Raw genomic sequence first — 2,021 nt, forward strand, 5'->3', positions numbered from 1 at the left:
TGGTGGGTGCGGCGGTGTATCTCGCGTCGGACGCCTCCGACTACGTCAACGGCACCATCATCACCGTCGATGGCGGATGGATGGGGCGGTAAATAGGGGCTGACGGGTTCGGGTGAACCTGTCAGACTGACCAAGCGATTTATCGATTTTCAAAACAATAGCAAGGAGCGAGGGCAATATGTCTGTGCAAAATCCCGCCGAACGCCTGCTGCGATGGCTCATGGTCATCATCATCGCCTCGATGGCGGTGCTGGTGTTCCTGAATGTCGTGCTGCGCTACGGTTTCAATTCGAGTCTGATGATCACCGAGGAAATTGGCCGTTATCTCTTCGTGTGGCTGACCTTTCTTGGGTCGATTTCGGCGTTCATCCGGAACCGGCACGTCCGGGTCGACACGTTTTTCCTGCGCATGCCCGCACCCGTGCGGCGCATTGTGCTGATCCTCAGCGATCTGGCCATGCTTGCCTGCTGCGGTTTGATCATCATCGGCGGTTGGCAGTTGACCCAGTCGAACATGGCCAACTATCTCCCCATCAGTGATATTCCGGTCGCCGTCCTGTACTTCGCCTGTATCCCGTTCAGTGTCATCGTCGGCGGGTTGCTCCTTGCGCGTCTCTGGCGCACGCTGTTCCACTTCGACATGGGAGACCGCAAATGACCGTCCTGGTATTTCTCGGCAGCCTCCTGGGCTGCATTATCCTGGGCATTCCGGTCGCGTTTTCGCTGCTGCTCTGTGGCCTGGCTCTGATGCTTCAGCTGGATATGGTCGATTTTCAGATCATGGCGCAGAACCTGATCAGTGGTGCGGACAGCTTCCCGCTGCTGGCCATTCCCTTCTTCGTGCTGGCGGGCGAACTGATGAACGCGGGAGGCATCTCCAAGCGTATCGTCGATCTCCCGCTCAAGCTGGTTGGCCACAAGCAGGGCGGGCTCGGTTATGTGGCGATCATCGCCTCGATGCTGATGGCCAGCCTCTCCGGCTCGGCGGCGGCTGATACGGCGGCACTCGGCATGGTCCTGTTGCCGATGATGAAGCGCGCCGGGTATGAGCCGGGCGACTCGGCGGGCTTGATCGCCACGGGCGGGATCATCGCCCCGATCATTCCGCCGTCGATTCCGTTCATCATCTTCGGTGTGGCCAGCGGGGTGTCGATCTCCAAACTGTTCCTCGCCGGCATCGCACCCGGCATCATGATGGGGGTGGCACTCGGGCTCGTCTGGTGGTGGAAGTCGCAGGGGGTTCAGTTGGCCATGACCGAAAAGGCGTCCAGGGAGGAGTTCTGGCATTCGGTCAAGGACGGTGCCTGGGCGTTGATGCTGCCGGTGATCATCATTGGTGGTTTTCGCAGCGGGATATTCACCCCGACGGAGGCCGGTGCGGTGGCGGCGATGTACGCCCTGCTCGTAGCCCTGTTCGTCTATCGGGAAATGAAGTTCCGCGATCTGTTCGAGGTGCTGTTCGCTGCCGCCGAAACGACGGCGATCGTCATGCTGCTCGTTGCGGCCTCGGCCGTTTCGGCCTTCCTGATCACCATTGCCGAGTTGCCGTTGATGGTCGTCGAGTTGATGCAGCCGCTGGTCGATTCGCCGACCTTGTTGATGATGTGCATCATGGTTTTCATCATGGTTGTCGGCATGGTGATGGACTTGACGCCGACGGTCCTGATTCTGGTGCCCGTGCTGATGCCACTGGTTCAGGATGCCGGGATCAATCCGGTGTATTTCGGCGTGATGTTCATCCTGAACTGCTCGATTGGCTTGATCACGCCACCGGTAGGCAACGTCCTGAACGTGATTGCCGGCGTGTCCCGCCTGCCGTTCGAAAAGTGCGTCAAGGGGGTGTTGCCCTACCTGGCGACAATGTTGGGCCTTCTGTTGTTGTTTACGATCTTCCCGTCAATGATCCTGGCACCCCTGAAATGGATCAGTTATAGATTCGGCCCGAATAACGCTTGAATTTCGGGTTATTGTCCCGACATGGGAATGATGGAAACGACAGAAAAAGAAGTTCAAACGCTGGA

2 protein-coding genes and 1 pseudogene are annotated in these 2,021 nt (G+C 58.5%); all 3 read left to right on the plus strand.

The window, feature by feature from the left end; genetic code table 11:
* Window positions 1-92 (plus strand): annotated as a pseudogene (locus BO74_RS20970) (2-deoxy-D-gluconate 3-dehydrogenase); the annotation flags it as partial.
* 86 nt (window positions 93-178) lie between these two features.
* On the plus strand, window positions 179-658 hold the full coding sequence (locus BO74_RS20975) for a TRAP transporter small permease subunit (protein WP_496445327.1): 480 nt from the start codon (window positions 179-181) through the stop codon (window positions 656-658).
* Window positions 655-1,956 carry a TRAP transporter large permease subunit gene (locus BO74_RS20980; protein ID WP_496445329.1) on the plus strand — a complete coding sequence of 434 codons (1,302 nt, stop codon included), beginning with the start codon at window positions 655-657 and terminating at the stop codon, window positions 1,954-1,956. The genes BO74_RS20975 and BO74_RS20980 overlap by 4 nt, the downstream gene beginning before the upstream one ends.
* Window positions 1,957-2,021: the final 65 nt, after the last annotated feature.

Source organism: Propionivibrio pelophilus DSM 12018 (assembly GCF_059569095.1).